The following is a 17,060-nucleotide window of genomic DNA, read 5'->3' as shown; positions in this document are numbered from 1 at the left end:
GGCTACCGCCGCTGTTTGACGGCCTGGAAGTACGCGCTCGCCGCGGGTGCGAAGAGCAGGCAGGTGCAGAGGAAGGAGAACGCGACGGTCAGCCAGCCGCCGAGATCCTGTCCGCCGTTCACCTGCCCCGCGAGGGCGAGCACGAACACCACGACCAGCACGACGCGGGTCCAGCCCCGGCCCTCGCGCACGTTGAGCGCGATCAGCAGCGTGAGCAGCCCGATCACCAGGAACACGACCGCGACCAGGCCGATCGCCGTGGCGGCCACGCCCGCCGACACCGCCCCGTCGGTCGCGCGCGCCACCGCGTCCGCGGCCGACATCCCGATGATCGTCAGGAGCGCGGTGCCCAGCGCGAAGCCGGCCTGGAGCAGCAGCAGCCAGAACGACACCTTGACCTGCGGGGGAGGCACCAGGGTCCGGTGTTCGGCAGGGGGTTCCGCGGTGTGCGGGGAGAAGTCGGGAAGTTCGGGCGTGGTCGTTCCAGGCATCGCGGTGCGTTCCCCTCGAGTCCGTAGGTGAACGGGACCGTAGGAGCGCGCGATCAACAGGCGTTCAATCACCGATAAGCGCCCGGTCCGCGGGGAACGTCGATCAGCTCGGTGCGTCAGAACCGGAACCGCACGATGCGGCTGGACCGTTTCATGCCCGGCAACAGGTTCATGAGGCGGTACAGGCGGCGCACGTTCGCGGGCGCCTTGGCCATCAGGACCGGCGAGTCGTTCATCGGCGCCTCGTCGACGTATTCGAGCCGGGGGTGCCAATCGGCCAGTGCTGCCGGATCGGCGAAGCCGCAGTGGAACCGGGTGCCGTATCTGCGCAGGGTGGGATCCCATTTCGAGGTGCGCCACGCCCAGACCGACACCGTGTCGAACTGCAGCTGGCCGGTGGGAAAGGCGTCGACGACGCCGGTCAGCAGTCGCCGGACGTCGGTCTCGGACAGGTAGGGCACCAACCCCTCGGCGATCATCAGCACCGGCCTGCCGTGGGGGACGCGGTCCAGCCAGGTCAGGTCGGTGACGCTGGAGCCGATCAGCGTGTAGTGCTCTCGCGGTGGCAGGAACTGGTGCCGCAGTTCGATGATGGCGGGGTAGTCCAGGTCGTACCAGTCGACGGTGGCGGGCGGGTCGATCCGGTACACCCGGGCGTCGAGGCCGCAACCCAGATGCAGCACGACCGCGCCGGGATGATCGGCGAGGAAGCTCCGGGCCCAGTCGTCGTGGGCCTTGGCGCGTACCACGGCGGCGAGGCCCAGCTGGCTCGTGCCGAATCCGCGCTTGTCGTAGCCGGGGTCGAGCCGGCGCATCGCCTGCTCGGCGTATTCGTCGCCGAGGATCGGGTCCGGCAGCCGGTTGTCCAGTGCTTTGGCCCGGAGGACCGGGCTGAGCGTCTTCTGCACTCCGACGAGGTCGGCGTCTTCCACGTCGGCGATTTTACGCCCGGTGTGGCCGACGTCTCAGTGGGCGGTGTCGATACCGACCGGACGGTATGTCACGCTGAGGCGGGCGGCGGCCGCCGTTAGGATCGGCCGGGCGCAAGCCTCCGCTTGGCCATCCGGGCAGATGAGGAGACACACCGCAGTGAACTCGTTCAAGGATCGCGTCGCGATCGTCACCGGGGCCAGCCGGGGCATCGGACTGGGTATCGCGAAAGAGCTGGTCGAGCGCGGGGCGAAGGTGTGCATCACGGCGCGCAAGCCCGAGCCGCTGGCCGACGCCGTCGCCGAGCTGGGCGGCCAGGACGTCGCCCTCGCGGTACCCGGCAAGGCCGACGACACCGCCCACCAGGACGAGGCGATCGCCAAGACGATCGAGACGTTCGGGCGGCTGGACATGCTGGTCAACAACACCGGGATCAACCCGGTCTACGGTCCGATGCTCGACGCCGAGCCGGAGGCCGCGGCCAAGATCCTCGGCGTCAACGTGCTCGCGCCGCTGTCCTGGATCAAGCGTGCCCGCGACGCGTGGATGGGCGAGCACGGCGGCTCGGTGGTCAACGTCGCCTCGATCGGCGGCCTGCGCGCGTCGCCGGGTATCGGCCTCTACGGCGTCAGCAAGGCCGCGCTGATCCGCCTCACCATGGAACTCGGCGTCGAGCTGGGGCCGGACATCCGCGTCAACGCCGTGGCCCCGGCCGTGGTGAAGACGAAGTTCGCCACCGCGCTCTACGAAGGCCGTGAGGAGGAGGTCGCGGCGGCCTACCCGCTGAAGCGGCTCGGCGTGCCGTCGGACGTCGCCGGCGCGGTCGCGTTCCTGCTGTCGGAGGACGCGGGCTGGATCACCGGCCAGACCCTGGTGCTCGACGGCGGCATCACGCTCGGCGGTGGCCTGTGAGCTTCTCCGGCGCGGGTGTCGTCATCACCGGCGGCGGAGGCGGCATCGGCGCCGCGCTGGCCCGGCGGTTCGCCGCCGAGGGCGCGCGAGTCGTCGTGGCCGACCTCAACGCCGGCGCGGCCGAGGACGTCGCCAAGGAGGTGGGCGGCACCGCGTTCGTCGGCGATGTCGCGACCGAGGACGGCGTCACCCGGCTGATCGCGAGCGCCCGCGAAACCCTCGGCGAGATCGACGTCTACTGCGCGAATGCCGGGATCGCGCCGCACGGCGGCGAGGACACTCCCGAGGACGTGTGGGCACGGGCCTGGGACGTCAACGTGATGGCGCATGTGCGGGCGGCGAAATTGCTGATGCCGCCGTGGCTGGAGCGCGGCAAAGGGCATTTCATCGCGACGGTGTCCGCGGCCGGGCTGCTCACGATTCTCGGCTCGGCGCCGTACGCGGTGAGCAAGCACGGCGCGCTCGCGTTCGCGGAATGGTTGTCGGCGACGTACCGGCATCGCGGCCTGAAGGTGCAGGCGGTGTGCCCGCAGGGCGTGCGCACGGCGATGCTGGAGGACACCGGCCCGGCGGGCGACCTCATCATGGGTGCGTCCGCGATCGAACCGGTTCAGGTGGCCGACGCGTTGTTCCAGGCCATCGAGGAGGACCGTTTCCTGGTGCTGCCGCATCCGGAGGTCGCCGGCTACTACGCCGCGCGCGCGACGCAGCCGGACCGCTGGCTCGGCGGGATGAACAAGCTGCAGCGCAAGATCGAACAGGCACTCGGCGAGTCCCCGTGACAGGGGAGTGGCAGCCCGAAGTCGACGAGATCGCGCGGCGCAGGGCCCTTGCGGAGCGGATGGGCGGCCCGGACAAGGTCGCCCGTCAGCACGAGGCCGGACGGCTCACCGTGCGCGAGCGGATCGCCGCGCTCGTCGACCCGGGCAGCTTCGACGAGATCGGCGCGCTCGCCGGGACCGGGCACTACGACGATTCCGGCTCGCTGAAGGACTTCACCCCCGCCAACTTCGTCCACGGCACCGCGCGGATCGACGGCAGGCGAGTGTGCGTCGGCGGTGACGACTTCACCGTGCGCGGGGGAGCGGGCGACGCCGGGATCGCGGAGAAGCAGATCCACGCCGAGCGGCTGGCCAACGAGCTGCGCGTGCCGATGGTGCGGCTGATCGAGGGCACCGGCGGCGGTGGCAGCGTGAAAACCTTGGAGCAGAACGGGTTCACGTATGTCCCGGTGAACCCGGGGTGGGATCTGGTGGTGGACAACCTCTCCACCGTCCCCGTGGTCTCGGCGTGTCTGGGCCCGGTCGCCGGGCTCGGCGCCGCGCGGGCGGTGATGTCCCATCTGTGCGTGCTCGTCGAAGGCGCCGGGCAGCTGTTCGTCGCCGGTCCGCCCGTGGTGCGGCACGCCACCGGCGAGGATCTGTCCAAAGAGGAGCTGGGCGGAGCCGCGGTACATCGCCGGAGTGGCGCGATCGACCGGATCGTCGGCAGCGAAGCCGAAGCTTTCACCGTGCTGAAGCAGTTCCTGAGCTACCTTCCCTCCTCTGTGGACTCGCTGCCTCCGGTGTCCACAACGGACGATGACGTCGACCGCCGCGAGGAGTCGTTGCTGTCGCTGGTGCCGCGCAACCGCCGGCACCCGTACCGCCTGCGTCCCCTGCTGGAAGCGGTGTTCGACGCCGGTTCGGTGTTCGACTACAGCGTCTCCGGTGGCTCGGCCTTCGCCGGACTGGCCCGTTTGGACGGTCATCCCGTCGGCGTCCTGGCCACCGACCCCTTCCGCGGCGCCACCCTCACCCCCGAAGGCGCGGACGTGGTGACCCGCTTCGTCGACCTGTGCGAGACGTTCCACCTGCCGCTGGTGAGCCTGACCGATCAGGCGGGCATGGTGATCGGCCTCGCCGGTGAACGCGCCGGCGCGATCCGGCACGGCGCCCGCGCGGTGACCGCCGTCTACCAGTCGCACGTACCGACGGCGGAAGTCATCGTGCGGCGCGTGTTCGGCGTCGGCGGCGCGGGCATGACCAACCGTCACCGTTTCGTCCGCCGCTGGGCTTGGCCTTCGGGGGACTGGGGCTCACTGCCCGTCGAAGGTGGTCTCGAAGCGGCCTACCGCTCCGAGTTGGAAGCCTCGTCCGATCCGACCGCCCTGCGCGAAGAGATCCGGACCCGCCTGGACGCGGTGCGCTCCCCGTTCCGCACCGCCGAACGCTTCGGCGTCGAAGACGTCATCGATCCCCGGGAGACCCGGCCGCGCCTGTGCGAATGGGTCCGCGACGCCTACGCCGTCCTGCCTCGCCTACTGGGCCGCCCCTCCTTCGGCATGCGGCCCTGAGAGAACGCGGCGCGAGCTTCGGATAGTTGTTACCTCACCGCGTGCGTAACCGGTCCAGCGCCGCCTGGCTCTCCTCGTCGGCGGCGCGGTAGATCACCAACCGCTGGTCCGGATCTTGAAGCGGCATGAGCACTTCGAAATCCAGTGCGAGCGCACCGGCGTCGGGATGCCGCACCTCCTTGCGCCCCCGCCCGTTGACCTTGACGTCCCGCTCGGCCCACAATCGCGCGAATTCCTCGTCGTGGGCCATGAATTCGGCGATGAGGTCGGTCAGCGCCTGATCCTCCGGATGCGCGGCCCACGCGGCGCGCAGATGGGCGATGCCTTCTCGCACGACGCGTTCGCGGTCGACGTAGAACTCCCGCATCTCCGGGTGCCTCAGGCACAGCCACATCGCATTGCGCTGCTGTGGCGGCAGGGTGTCGAAATCCACGAGCAGCCTCGTCATTTCGCCGTTCCAGGCCAGGATGTCGTAGCGGTGGTTCAGCACCATGGCGGGCAGCGGCGACAGGTCGGCGACCAACCGGGTCAGCTGCGGCGCAGCGACGGCGGCGGGCTTGTCGGTGCCGCGGGGGCGCTGCCGGGTCAGGCCGAAGAGGTAGGCGCGTTCGCCGGGGGCCAGGCGCAGCGCGGTGGCCAGCGCCTCCACCACGTCCGCCGAGGGCCGCAGCCCTCGGCCCTGTTCCAGCCGCACGATGTAGTCGATGCTGACCCCGGCCAGCTCGGCGACCTCTTCACGGCGCAAACCCGGGGTCCGCCGGGACTGCCGGTGCGACGGGAGGCCGAAATCCCGGGGGTCCAGGCTTTCGCGCCGGGTCCGCAGGAACGCGGCCAGCTCCTGTGTCGTGTCCACGGTGCGGGTCGTCATGATCTGTCCAACAGCCAGGGTGGGTCTGGTGTTCCCAGGAAGTTCCTTCCCTCATCTCCTGCACGAGCATCGCTGCTGACGCGCGGACGGGCGCGGAGCACAGGTACCGGTCGAGGTCCACCTTGACATCGACAACTACACCGCGGCTCGGCGTGGTTCCTCGACCGGCTGTGAACCGGGTGGCCGCGCCTTGGCGTGCTGGTGGGAATATCAGCTGAGTGCTTGAATCTCGGTCGCCAGCCTCTCCTGACCGGCTGCCCACGACGCCAATAGGGCCAGGCCGTCCGCGGCCGCCGTGCCGGCGGGTGCGGTGTAGACGATCAGGAGCAGGCCGGGATCGGCAGGCAGATCCATCGACTCGACGTCCAGGTCGAGCTGGCCCACTACCGGATGGTGCACACGCTTGCGTCCGGACCGGTGGAGCCGAACGTCCTGAGACGCCCACCGCCGCCGAAACAGCTCACTGCGTGTCGACAACTCACCGACCAGAGCGATCAGCTCCTCGTCGTGCGGATTGCGGCCGGCTTCCATGCGTAGCTTCGCGGCCACATCACCGGCGATTCGGTCATAGTCGACGAAGAACGTTTCTGCCGCCTCGGGATCCAAATACACGAACCGCGCGGTGTTCGCCGGCCGCCGCGGGTCGGCCAGCACCGGTGAATACAGCGCACGAGCAAGGTGATTCATGGCCAGCACGTCATAACGGCCGTTGCAAATCCACGCCGGCGCATCGGTGATGGCGTCGAGCACCCGCTCAAGTGCCGGACGCACCGTCACGGCGGGTCGCGGGCGGCGTGAACCGCCGGGCGTCCTGGACTGCCGCGCAAGGTGGAACAGGTGATCGCGCTCGGCCTCGTCAAGGTGCAAGGCGGAGGCCAACGCGTCGAGCACCCCGTCGGAGGCGCCGGCGAGGCTGCCGCGCTCCATACGCACGTAGTAGTCGACCGATACCCCTGCCAGGAGAGCTACCTCTTCGCGACGCAGACCTTTGACCCGGCGGTTGCCGCCGTAGGCGGGCAGTCCGGCCCGCTCGGGCGTGATCCGCGCGCGACGCGAGCTCAGGAATTCCTTGATCTCGGTGCGCAGGTCGATCGTGGCCACCCCCTGACCCTAGGCCCTGTACGCGGGCGAAGGGAGGTTCTGCTGGTACCCCCATGGCTACGCACCGTCTCACACGTGGCAGGCGCCCAGCGGCGTAGCGGGAAAAGGCCTGCGTCGACGCCTAGGTACCTGATGCGGTCGTGGCGGTGCCACCGTCGACCGGGATAACGGCGCCCGTCAGGTAGGACCCGGCCCGGCTGGCGAGGAAGACGGCGGTGCCTGCCATGTCGTCGTCGCGGCCGAGCCGGCGCAGAGGGGCCTTCGCCGCGATCGTGTCGCCGATGGCATCGATCGTGGCCGCCATCATCTGCGACGGGAACACTCCTGGGGCTACCGCGTTCACCGTGACGTGCTGTGGGCCCAGTTCCCTGGCAAGCACCCTGGTGAGTTGATGGAGTGCCGCTTTGCTGCTGGCGTAGGAGTAGTTGGGCGCCTCGGCGACGTGGATGGCGGCGATACTGCCGATGTTGATGATCCGCGCGGGATCATCGGCGGTGCCCGCCCTGCGCAGTGCCGGCAGCAGCGCCTGCACCAGCCAGAACGGCGACTTGAGGTTGAGGTCGATCACCGCGTCCCAGGCCTCGGCCGGGAACGTCTCCAGCGGCTCGCGCCACATCGCTCCCGCGTTGTTGACGAGGATGTCCAGGCGTTCCGAGCCGGCCTTGACAAGATCGGCGAGGCGCTGGCACTCGTCGTACCTGGACAGGTCGGCGGGGAATGCTTGAACGTCGCCGAATTCGGACAGCAGACGCTGCGCCTCCGCGCACGCGTCTGCCTTGCGTGAGCTGACAACGACGCGGGCGCCCGCCTGCAGAAGGCCGCGCGCTATCATCATCCCGATGCCCCTGGTGCCGCCAGTGACAAGTGCGTACTTCCCACTCAGATCGAAAAGGTCTGCGTGAGTGGTGAACTGGTTGTCCGCCATTGGTCTTCGTCCGTTCTGTCATGGAAGCCGGCTCAACCAGATTGACAGGCGTCCTGGACGCCAGGGAGACCCTGGCGATACAGGTACTGTGAGAGCCACCCTTGCCTGGTGCGCCGGCTCACGCCGCCACAATCCCCATTCGTTTGACAGATCCGTATTAGCCGAGAACGGGGCGATGGAGGATGTTTCTTCTGGGGCTGCGTAGCGGGTCCACGTAATCTGGCGGGATGAATTCGGGGAGTCCGTCTTCGGCGATGCGGACTGTCCAGTCGGCTTTGTGGAGGAGTCGGTGGTGGGCGCCGCAGAGCAGGACGAGATTCCGGAGGATGGTGAGTCCGCCGTGGGTCCACAGGGTTATGTGGTGGGCGTCGCAGTGTCGGGGCTTGCGGTGACAGCCGGGGAAGGCGCAGCCGCCGTCCCGGATGACCAGCGCTTTCCGTAGTGCTGGGGTGACGAGTCGTTTGGCTCTGCCGAGGTCGAGCGGTTCCCCTTTGGTGCCCAATACTGCCGGGATGACCTGGCAGTCGCAGGCGAGTATGCGGGCTTCGGTGGCGGTGATGGTGCTGACCATGTCCAGGCACGCGGTGCCCAGCTTCGACTTCAGGTCGTCCAGTGTGACCGTGACCAGGAGTTGGGCGCGGTCGCCCCCGGGCACGTCCGGAACATTCGCCAGTATCGCGATGGCTTCGCCGAAGGCTTCCCCGTACCGCTGGGACGGCGACCGCAGATCCGGCCACTTGTCTTCCCCGGCGGGCCGTGGTGTGGCGAGGGGGTCGAGGATGGTGCTGAGGCGGGTTCCGGTGATGGGGTCGAGTTGGCCGTCGATGTCGTACCAGCCGTCTTTCCGCTGCCGCAACCGTAACTCGGGCTTCCGCTTCGGCGGGTCCGGGTCTTTTGGTTCTTTCCCGTCCTGGTCCATCCGTGCCAGGATCTCGTCGGCGGCCTTGACCACTTCCTGTGGTGTGGCGTGGCGAGCGAGTTCGACGAGGATCTTCTCGGCGCTGCTTCTGTCCTCATTGGACACAAAAGCGGGGACCTTCTTGAGGAAGTGGAGGATCCGGTCGCTGTGGTGCGGGCCGATCTCACCGTCGAGTGCGGCGGCACGCGTTGCTGGTGCGGTGGCGGGGAGTTCGGTACCGTCGATGTTGCGGCCGGGGTTCAGTCCGTGGGCGCGGTCGAGGTATTTTTTGGCTTCACCCCGCGACATTCGTGCCATGTGCGCGAACCATGCCGCTGTCGACCCATACCCGTACAGCTCGGACACACCGCGTGTCTCGATCTCCATGAGGTACTGGCCAAGCTCGGCGTCCAAGCGCCACAGGGACTCCAGTCGGGTACGCACCTCGTCGGCGAGTTCACGACCGGATCGCCGCCACATGTCCTGCGGCGGTTCCAGGGTGGACAGGTTCTCGGACACGTCACCATCATACCGCAGCTGATAGAACATGTGTTCGACACGAACGAGTGAACTCGCTGAGGGTCGTGAACGGCTGACGTTGTCCCGGCGGAGATGGGAGGCGGACCGTTGGGCGGCTCCTTTGTTGATATATGGGAATTCTCCGGCGTCGGTGGGGGTTCTTGAGGTCGGCGAAGGGGGCTTGGACAGGCCATCGAGCGGTGAAGCGCGAGGGGCGGTGTGCGGCCGTAGCCTTCGCTGCCCGATCAGATTTCGGTTGCCTTCCCCGGGCTTCACCTGCACATCGCCGCAGTGGACCAGTGCGGAACTCGTCATGGACAAACGGCGTGCGAGCCGTGTTGCCGGCGGTGGATCTGCGCTCGGCGCAAGAAGCGGTCTTCCGGTTTCGTGGAGGCCGAGCCGGCCGGTAGCCGGGTGCCACCGCCGGGGACCTCGATCAGATCGCCGTACTGACCATCGGCGACCAGGTGCGTGGCATGAACGCCGTAACCGTCGGGGGACCGTCCCCAGTACGACGGCGCTCGCCGCGGCCCCGAAGAGGCTGACCGTACGGCGATCGCTCCGGTCCATGATCGTCGAATGCTTGTCCGCCCCGATGACCAGTGCTGTGCGGCTCGGATCTCGGCGTGCTGGTAGCCGCACCGACACCATCCACAGTGGACTCGGCAGGCTGCTCCGGCACGGGTGACCTCCCTCGGTCCACCCTCATCCTGGCGAGCCGAGCGTTCCTCTGATGCGTTCACGGAGGTCCCGTACCTCGTGGATTCCGTCGTGCCGTCCGGCGTTCCGGTCGAGGGCGCGCAGGAAGCTGCCGACGCGCTCGGAGCTGATCAGCTCGGCGCTGTCCACGGCGTCCGTGCCGACCAGCGCGGCTTCGACCGGGTCGCCGGTCGCCATCACCAAGGACGCGAACTGGAGTTCGGCCAGCACCCTGGCGCGCGGGTAGTGCGCGCCGAAACCGGTGCGGGCCACGGCGAACCGGGCGTCGTCGGTGAACCGGCCGAGCCCGTTGGCCTGCAACGTCGCCAGTGCCTCGCCGGTCTCCCCGGCGTGGTGGGCGGCGGTGTACAGATCCGCCCACAGGGTGTCCGCGTCGTCGTCCGGTGCCTGGTGGAACGCCTCATCGGCGGCACCGATCGCCCGAAGGGCCTCCTGCCCGCGCAGGTTCGCGGCGAGCGCCTTGGCGTGCGCGGCGTGCAGCATGGCCTGCCTGGCCGGAGACAGGCGGTCGGCGCGGACGAGGGCGTACTCGGCGACGGTGAGCGCCCGGTCGGGCTGGTCCGTCCACAAAGCCAGGCGTACCAGGCGAGCGAGGATCTTCGCCCGTCGGTGCCCGTCGCCCGCTTCCTCGGCGCAGGCGAGCGCGAACCGGAAGTAGCGATAGGACTCTTCGTGCGCCCCGCTGTCGAAGAGCTTGAAGGCGCAGGTACCCACGAGGTCCGCGAGTCCCCGGTACAGCCGGCCGCGCAGCCGCCCCGGGCAGTCCGCGCGGACCAGGCGGGTGGCCCAGCGTGCCTGCGCCAGCGCGCCTTCGAGCATCGACCAGCCGCCGTGCACCTGGTCCCAGCGGCCGAACAGCTCGGCGGCTCCTTCGACCTCCCGGAGGTGGCTGTCGCGGACCGTGCCGGGCACCGGACGCGGAACAGCGGCGGGGAACGCGCCGAGCCGTTCCGGGACACCCTCCGGCAGCGGTGCGGTGGCCCGCCGGGTGTTCCGGAACCCGAGCTGGGCGTCGGTGTCCGCGTTCAGCACTGCCCGGAACGCCGCCCGGTAGTGACCGCCGGGCCAGCGGATGACGCCTCGTTCGAGCTTGCCGACGTACCCGGCGTCGATCTCCGTCCGCAGCGCGCGGCTTTCCCACAGGTGGGCGTTGACCCGATCGGCCAGTTCCTGGCGGGACAGGCATTCGCCGGGGTGGTGCGGTGAGGGCGTGCGCTCCCTGGCCGCCCGCAGCCGGGTGTTGGGTGTTGTCACGATCAACCTCCCCGTCGACGGTGACACCATCACCCACGGTGAGGTACCCCGATCCCGATGTCAATCACGGCCACCGGCGGATGTCAAGGCCGCGCGGGAATCCTCCCCGGATCCTCCCGGCGTTCCGCCCCGCTCGGCGCCCTCCCGGCCTGGCGGGCGCCGGGGCAGGGTAGGGCTGGTCGGGGGACACCCCGTGACCCGGGGGCTGGGGGCGGTCGCGTGGGGCGGTGGGTTTCGCCGCCCCACGCGTGCCGGGCACCGCCTGCGAAGACCGTCACACTTCCGAACCGCGAGCCGTCGCAACCTGCACCCGCCCGCGACGTCCACAATAGGGACAGACTGGGACGAACGGGTGAGGGCGGGGACGGCTTGCGGGGTTGTGGTCTGAAGCTGGCGATTGCTTTCGGCGTCGTCGTGGTGGTGGTCGCGGCGATCGTCATCGGCGTCGCGCTCACGCGGGACACGGTCGCCACGCCGGGATGCACGGTGAGCAGGCCCGGCGACAACGGCGCCCAGTCGTCGTACACGTTCACCCCGGAGCAGATGGGGAACGCGGCGACGATCGCGGCCGTCGGCGTCAAGCTGGGGATGCCCGCGCACGCGGGGACGGTCGCGCTGGCCACGGCGTTGCAGGAGTCGAAGCTGCGCAACCTCGAGGGCGGTGACCGGGACTCGGTCGGGCTCTTCCAGCAGCGTCCGAGCCAGGGCTGGGGTACACCCGCTCAGCTGCGTGACCCGGTGTACGCGGCGACGGCGTTCTACAAGAAGCTCGCGAAGCTGCCGAACTGGGAAAACCTGCCGATCACCGAGGCGGCGCAGGCCGTCCAGCTCTCCGGCGTGCCCGAGGCCTACGCCCAGTGGGAACCGCAGTCACGGCTTATGGCGGCGGCGTTCAACGGCCAGTACCCGGCCGCGCTCACCTGCCGCAACCTCACCCTCGCCCCGCCCGCGGACCTCGCCGCGGTGGCGACCGGGGAACTCGGCACCGGCAGGCTGAGCGGGGCACACCCGGTGCCCGAGGGCTGGAAGATCGCGAGCTGGCTGGTCGGCCGCGCCGCCCAGCTCGGTGTCGACAAGGTGAGTTTCGCCGGGCAGACCTGGACCGCGGAGTCCGGCAGCTGGGCCCCGGATTCCGAGGCGGGGCAAGCGCTTTCGCTGCACCAGGCACCGGCCGCGCCGCCGAAGTCCGAGGCTCCGTAGGACGCGTGGCGGGCTCACCTCGCCTCGGAGCCGCCACAGCAGCCGAGCCGTTCGAGCCCGGCGTCGCGCTCGGAAGCGTGCCGACGCCGGACGCGGGCGGCACTGTGCCGGCTGGGGACACGCCGTGGTTTGTGCTGCTGGGCCTGGCCGAGTTCGGTCAGTGCCCGACGGCGTAGCTCCAGTGCGTAGCCCTTCAGCCGCGGGTGCTCGATGCGCCGGCTCGCGAGACTGCCTCGCTTCGCGTAGTTCATCGCCTCGGCGGGGCGGCCCGCGCGCAGGGAAAGCTCGGCCAGCCGTACCAGGGTGGCTGCCTCGCTCGCGGTGTTACCGAGCTCTCTGGCGAGGTGAAGGGATTCCCGGTGGACTTCGATCGCGTCGTCCGGTCTGCCCAGTTCGGCGAGCACGGTGCCGAGCTGGTGCAGGGCGGTCTGCGCGGCGAGCCCGACGGGTCCGGCAACCCGGCTGACCAGGACCGCCCGCTCGGCCGTGACCAGGCCGTCTTCGGGACTCCCGAGGCCGAGCAGGGCACGCGCGCGGTAGGCGAGCGCGTACAGTTCGCCCGGCCGATCGTCCAGCGCCCGGTAGGCGGCCGCTGCCTCGTCGAGTGTTTCGGCCGCTTCGGAGTGGCGACCGGTTTCCACAGCGAGGATCCCGGCCGCGAGAGTGCAGATGGCGATCAGCGGCCGATCATCGACCCGCTCGCTGAGCCGGAGCGCGCGCTGATACTCCTCTTCGGCCTCGTGCACGCGCCCGTTCCCCAGCGCCACCCTGCCGAGCACCAGGTGCGCCCGCGCGGCGGACGCCGGGTCCGCCGGTTCGTCCGCGCGCCGCGCGATCGTCAGGGCCGCCTGCCCGAATTCCGTGCTCGCGATGTCGCCACCGATGAGCAGGGAAACGACGAGCAGCAGATCGGCGGCGGGCAGCAATCGGCAATCGGGGTTCTCGGCGGCCCGGCGGGCGGTGGCGGCCAGCGCGGAACGACGGGCGGTCACCCAGTGATACGCGTCTTTCGCGTGGCTGAAGGACAATCCGGCCGCGGTACTGCGCGAGAGGCGGTCGGCGAGCACGCTTTCCGGTTCGATGTTCCGGTAGGCGTTACGGGCGGTCGCCAGTGCGAAATCGAAGAGCCGCTCCAGCGCCGCCGCTCGTTCGGTGGACCCGTCCTCCGCCTCGCTGCGCTGCCGGGCGCAGAGCTTCACCAGGTCGTGGAACCGATAGTGCCCGGCTTCCGGCTCATCCAGCAGACCACTGTCCACAAGGGACTGGGTGTAGCCGAGATCGAAGGTCGTTTCGACGGCGAGGCCTGCCACCCGCAGCTCGCGCAGCCGCCGCCGTTCGCCCGCCAGCCGCGCGGCGAGCGACTCGACGGTCCACGCCGGCCTGCTTGCCAGCCGTGCCCCGGCGATCCGGATCGCCAGCGGAAGGAAGCCGCAGGCGGCGGCGACTTCGAGCGCGGCGGGACGTTCGCCTGTCACCCGCCGCTCGCCCGCCACCCGGGCGAGCAGGGCCAGCGCCTCCTCGACGTCCAGGACGTCCAGGTGCACCGTGTGGAAGACCTGCCCCGCGAGCGGCGCCCGGCTGGTGACCAGCACCCCGCACCCGTCCCCGTCCGGCAGCAACGGCTCGATCTGCCCGACGTCCCTTGCGTTGTCCAGCAGCACCAGCACTTTTCGTTCGTCTACAATGGACTGAAACAGGGTGGACCGGTCGGCGGTGCTCGCCGGTATCCGCGCCCGCGGCACACCCAGCGCGTGCAGGAAATCGGCGAGCACCGCGGCCGGGGTGGCAGACCGGTGTTCGGTGCCCCCGAGATCGACGTACAGCTGCCCGCCGGGAAAGTGTGTCCGCACCGCGTGCGCCACATGCACGGCGAGCGTCGTCTTGCCGACTCCGCCGGTCCCGCTCAGCACGACAGGAGACCCGGAGACGAGCGCCGAGCGCACCGCCTCGGCCTGCCGGGCACGCCCGGTGAAATCGGTGATGTCGGCGGGCAGCTGTGCCGGTACCGAGAGCGATCCGGGCGGTCCGTCCGGTTCCGGCCCGGCGAGCAGCCGGGTGTGCAGCGCGCGGAGGTCTTCGCCGGGCTCGCAGCCCAGTTCGCGGTCCAGTACCCGCCGGAGATCGGCGTAGACGCCGAGCGCGTCCGCGCGCCTGCCGCCGTCGTGCAGTGCCCGCATCAGCAGGCCGTACCACCGCTCGCGCAACGGGTACCGGCGCACCAGTCCGGTCAGTTCCGCGACGGCTTCGGTGTGCCTGCCCAGTGCGAGGTCGACCTCCAGCCGGGTTTCCAGCGCGTTCAGCCGTTGCTCGGTCAGCCGTGCTCGCTGGGCTTGCGCGTACGGGCCGGGAATCCCGGCCAAGGGCTCGTCGCGCCACAGATCGAGCGCGGAGAGCAGGGCCGTCCTGGCCGCCGCCGGTTCGCCGGATGCCCGCGCGAGGTCCGCCTCGACGAGCTTTCGCGCGAAATCCCCGATATCGGTGCGGAGACCGGCGGCGAGCCGGTAGCCACCGCTGACCGAGACGACGACCCGGTCCCGTGAGTGACGGCCGAAGGCGGCGCGCAGCCGCGTGACGTAGGTCCGCAGCGCCGCCACCGCCTGGTTCGGTGGTGCCTCGCCCCACAGCCCGTCGACGAGTTCGCCGATCGACGCCGGCGCGCCGTCGCGCACGACCAGCATCGCGAGCACGGCGCGCTGCTGCGGGGAACCGAGCGGGATCTCGGACTTCCCCCGCCACGCCCGGAGCGGGCCGAGCACCTCGAAACGCGGCTCCTCGTCTGCCATCGCCATTTCACCAGCCTGCCGACTCCGGCGTGGCGGCGGCGCCCGACAATGGTGTGAATTATCCGACGACGAGGAAATGTATCTGGGGTTCTCGCGGTTCCACTTGTCGGTGAACGTCCGGAGGCTGGGGCCGCGGCGTTCGGGTGGGAGGAACTCCATGGGCGCCTGCGAACTCCGGTTCGCGGTCCTGGGCACGATGCGCGGCTGGTACCACGACCGGCCGCTGGACATCGGCCCGCCGAAGCGGCAAGCGGTGCTGGCCGCGTTGCTCCTCCGCGGTGGGAGGGCCGCGACAGCGTCGGAGCTGGTCGACGCCGTGTGGGGCGAGAAGGCGCCGTCACGGGCGCTGACCGCTTTGCGCACCTACGTCCTCGGACTGCGCGCGATGCTCGAACCGCATCGCCCGGCGAGGGCACCGGCGAAGGTACTGCTTTCGGTGGGCGGCGGCTATTCCCTGCCGTTGTCCGGGGACATGCTCGACGCCGATCGCGCGGAGGTCAGGTTCGTCGCGGCGGAGCGGGCGCGCCGGGCGGGTGAGTCGGCGAGGGCCCGCGACCTGCTCGATTCCGGGCTGGCGCTGTGGGCGGGCGATCCGCTCGCCGGCGTGCCGGGGCCCTACGCCACCCGGCAGCGCGCGCGGCTCGCGGAACGGCGGCTCGCGTTGCTCCAGACCCGGTTCGAACTCGATCTGGAACTGGGCCTGCACGCCCGGATCCTGCCCGAGCTGCGGGCACTCAGCCTGGAACAACCGTTGCGCGAAGGGTTGCGCGGACAGCTGATGACCGCGTTGTACCGCAGTGGCAACCTCGCAGAGGCACTGGCTGTCTACGCCGACACCCGGCAGACGCTGGTCAGGGAGCTCGGCGTCGAGCCGGGCCCGGAGCTGGTGGCGCTGCATCGGCGCATCCTCACCAGCGACCTCCCCGCTCCCGAGCCGCGGCGGGCGATCACCGTCCGGCGGCCCCGGCCCGCGCAGCTTCCCGCCGAGCTGCCCGATTTCACCGGTCGTGCCGGGATCGCCGCCCAGCTCGCCGAGCGGCTGGTCGCCGGTACCGGCACCGCGGTGGCGATCACCGCGATCTCCGGGATGGCCGGGGTCGGCAAAACGGCACTGGCCGTGCACGTCGCGCATCGCGTGCGGGCCCGGTTCCCGGACGGCCAGCTGCACGCCGATCTGGGGGCGGGTGAGCCTTCCCGGGTACTGCGCGATTTCCTGCTCGCGCTCGGGGTTCCCGCGGCCGAGGTCCCCTCGGCGCCGGGACAGCGGTCCGCGCTGCTGCGGACGACGCTCGCCGGCCGGCGGGTACTCATGGTGCTGGACAACGTCCGCGACGCCGAGCGGATCCGCCCGTTGCTGCCCGGCACGCCCGGCTGCGCGGTGCTGATCGCCGGGCGCACCCCGCTGACCACCCTGCCCGGCGTCACGACCTGCCGGCTCGAGGTGCCAGGACCGGGGGAATCGCTCGCCCTGTTCACCCGGATCGTCGGCAACCACCGGGTGGCGGCCGAGCGGGAGGCGGCGATGGCGCTGGTGGTGGACTGCGGCTGTTTGCCGCTCACCGTCAGGGAAGTGGCGGAACGGCTGGCACGAAACCCGCGTCGTCGGCTCGCCTCGGCCGTCGAACGGCTGCGCGAGACCCCGGACCTGGTCGTCTCCTGTACCGGATTCCGGCTGGGCTCCGAGCAACTGAGCGCGGAGCAGGCCAGGGCGTTGCGGCTGCTGGCCGCGTCCACGGGCGACCTCTCGTTGTCCGAGGTCGCCCGGATCCTGGAGCGGCCGGAAGACGTCGCCGAGGAACTGGCCGAATCGCTGGTCAATCTGACCCTGCTCACCTCGCCCGCCCCGGGCCGGTACGGATGCCAGTACGTGGTGCGCAGATTCGCGGCCGGGCTCGCCGACGGTCGGGATCGGTTGTGCGGTAAGGAAAGTCGCGACTGAAGCAGGTCTGGGCCATCGGCAGCTCCCCGGTGCGCGGTGGATGCACCCAGGGCGTCCCTCGGACTGGCCGCGCACCAGCCGACTCCATTCGTCCGATGTCGCGAACGCTCCGTTGCCGACGATGAACGTCCCGAACGGAGCGTTCGCGACACACGCCTCGGACCCACCGCATGCCGTGAAGGAGG

13 protein-coding genes are annotated in these 17,060 nt (G+C 70.3%); 5 read left to right on the top strand and 8 right to left on the bottom strand.

Annotated features, from left to right (window positions below):
* Positions 1 to 2 precede the first annotated feature (2 nt).
* Together ACFWY9_RS12940 and ACFWY9_RS12935 are read right to left on the bottom strand one after the other, a co-directional pair.
* Entirely contained in the window at positions 3 to 491 is a 489-nt protein-coding gene (locus ACFWY9_RS12940) for a hypothetical protein (protein ID WP_378338933.1), read from the bottom strand.
* A gap of 116 nt (positions 492 to 607) precedes the next feature.
* Positions 608 to 1,423 (bottom strand): class I SAM-dependent methyltransferase, encoded by an 816-nt coding sequence (locus tag ACFWY9_RS12935; RefSeq protein ID WP_378338932.1) that lies wholly within the window; start codon positions 1,421 to 1,423, stop codon positions 608 to 610.
* Between the two features lie 157 nt (positions 1,424 to 1,580).
* Between ACFWY9_RS12935 and ACFWY9_RS12930 the strand changes: the two genes are divergently transcribed.
* The 3 genes from ACFWY9_RS12930 to ACFWY9_RS12920 are packed head-to-tail and all read left to right on the top strand — an operon-like array spanning position 1,581 to position 4,668.
* A complete protein-coding gene (locus ACFWY9_RS12930) occupies positions 1,581 to 2,333 on the top strand; it encodes an SDR family oxidoreductase (RefSeq protein WP_378326137.1) in 753 nt (250 codons plus the stop codon).
* Positions 2,330 to 3,115, top strand: coding sequence for an SDR family oxidoreductase (locus tag ACFWY9_RS12925; protein WP_378338931.1), 786 nt, complete (start codon positions 2,330 to 2,332; stop codon positions 3,113 to 3,115). Before ACFWY9_RS12930 ends, ACFWY9_RS12925 begins: the two co-directional genes overlap by 4 nt.
* Positions 3,112 to 4,668, top strand: coding sequence for an acyl-CoA carboxylase subunit beta (locus ACFWY9_RS12920; RefSeq protein WP_378338930.1), 1,557 nt, complete (start codon positions 3,112 to 3,114; stop codon positions 4,666 to 4,668). The genes ACFWY9_RS12925 and ACFWY9_RS12920 overlap by 4 nt, the downstream gene beginning before the upstream one ends.
* Before the next feature lie 34 nt (positions 4,669 to 4,702).
* On the opposite strand, the gene ACFWY9_RS12915 is transcribed toward ACFWY9_RS12920, so the two are convergent.
* The 5 genes from ACFWY9_RS12915 to ACFWY9_RS12895 all read right to left on the bottom strand — a co-directional run bounded on the left by ACFWY9_RS12915 (position 4,703) and on the right by ACFWY9_RS12895 (position 10,953).
* Positions 4,703 to 5,536 carry a helix-turn-helix transcriptional regulator gene (locus tag ACFWY9_RS12915; RefSeq protein WP_378338929.1) on the bottom strand — a complete coding sequence of 278 codons (834 nt, stop codon included), beginning with the start codon at positions 5,534 to 5,536 and terminating at the stop codon, positions 4,703 to 4,705.
* A gap of 210 nt (positions 5,537 to 5,746) precedes the next feature.
* A complete protein-coding gene (locus ACFWY9_RS12910) occupies positions 5,747 to 6,637 on the bottom strand; it encodes a helix-turn-helix transcriptional regulator (protein ID WP_378338928.1) in 891 nt (296 codons plus the stop codon).
* Positions 6,638 to 6,758: 121 nt separating this feature from the next.
* Positions 6,759 to 7,562, bottom strand: coding sequence for an SDR family oxidoreductase (locus ACFWY9_RS12905; RefSeq protein WP_378326132.1), 804 nt, complete (start codon positions 7,560 to 7,562; stop codon positions 6,759 to 6,761).
* A 157-nt stretch (positions 7,563 to 7,719) separates the two neighbouring features.
* A complete protein-coding gene (locus ACFWY9_RS12900) occupies positions 7,720 to 8,940 on the bottom strand; it encodes a DUF222 domain-containing protein (RefSeq protein WP_378338956.1) in 1,221 nt (406 codons plus the stop codon).
* A 744-nt stretch (positions 8,941 to 9,684) separates the two neighbouring features.
* Entirely contained in the window at positions 9,685 to 10,953 is a 1,269-nt protein-coding gene (locus ACFWY9_RS12895; RefSeq protein WP_378338927.1) for an XRE family transcriptional regulator, read from the bottom strand.
* 369 nt (positions 10,954 to 11,322) lie between these two features.
* On the opposite strand from ACFWY9_RS12895, the gene ACFWY9_RS12890 reads away from it, so the two are divergent.
* Positions 11,323 to 12,153: a hypothetical protein gene (locus tag ACFWY9_RS12890; RefSeq protein WP_378338926.1), complete on the top strand. Its 831-nt coding sequence runs from the start codon at positions 11,323 to 11,325 to the stop codon at positions 12,151 to 12,153.
* A gap of 14 nt (positions 12,154 to 12,167) precedes the next feature.
* On the opposite strand, the gene ACFWY9_RS12885 is transcribed toward ACFWY9_RS12890, so the two are convergent.
* Positions 12,168 to 14,942, bottom strand: a complete 2,775-nt coding sequence (locus tag ACFWY9_RS12885; protein WP_378338925.1) for a BTAD domain-containing putative transcriptional regulator — start codon at positions 14,940 to 14,942, stop codon at positions 12,168 to 12,170.
* 151 nt (positions 14,943 to 15,093) lie between these two features.
* On the opposite strand from ACFWY9_RS12885, the gene ACFWY9_RS12880 reads away from it, so the two are divergent.
* A complete protein-coding gene (locus tag ACFWY9_RS12880) occupies positions 15,094 to 16,875 on the top strand; it encodes a BTAD domain-containing putative transcriptional regulator (protein WP_378338924.1) in 1,782 nt (593 codons plus the stop codon).
* Positions 16,876 to 17,060: the final 185 nt, after the last annotated feature.

Origin of the sequence: Amycolatopsis sp. NPDC059027, assembly GCF_042739735.1 — a bacterium.
Taxonomy (GTDB): domain Bacteria; phylum Actinomycetota; class Actinomycetes; order Mycobacteriales; family Pseudonocardiaceae; genus Amycolatopsis.
Note: the sequence above shows the minus strand (reverse complement) of the source record. Positions and strands in the feature narration are given on the sequence as shown.

Coding starts and splice junctions, on each gene's coding strand:
- ACFWY9_RS12940 (WP_378338933.1), bottom strand. CDS start 491: ATGCCTGGAACGACCACGCCCGAACTTCCCGACTTCTCCCCGCACACC.
- ACFWY9_RS12885 (WP_378338925.1), bottom strand. CDS start 14,942: ATGGCGATGGCAGACGAGGAGCCGCGTTTCGAGGTGCTCGGCCCGCTC.
- ACFWY9_RS12880 (WP_378338924.1), top strand. CDS start 15,094: ATGGGCGCCTGCGAACTCCGGTTCGCGGTCCTGGGCACGATGCGCGGC.
- ACFWY9_RS12900 (WP_378338956.1), bottom strand. CDS start 8,940: ATGTGGCGGCGATCCGGTCGTGAACTCGCCGACGAGGTGCGTACCCGA.
- ACFWY9_RS12905 (WP_378326132.1), bottom strand. CDS start 7,562: ATGGCGGACAACCAGTTCACCACTCACGCAGACCTTTTCGATCTGAGT.
- ACFWY9_RS12915 (WP_378338929.1), bottom strand. CDS start 5,536: ATGACGACCCGCACCGTGGACACGACACAGGAGCTGGCCGCGTTCCTG.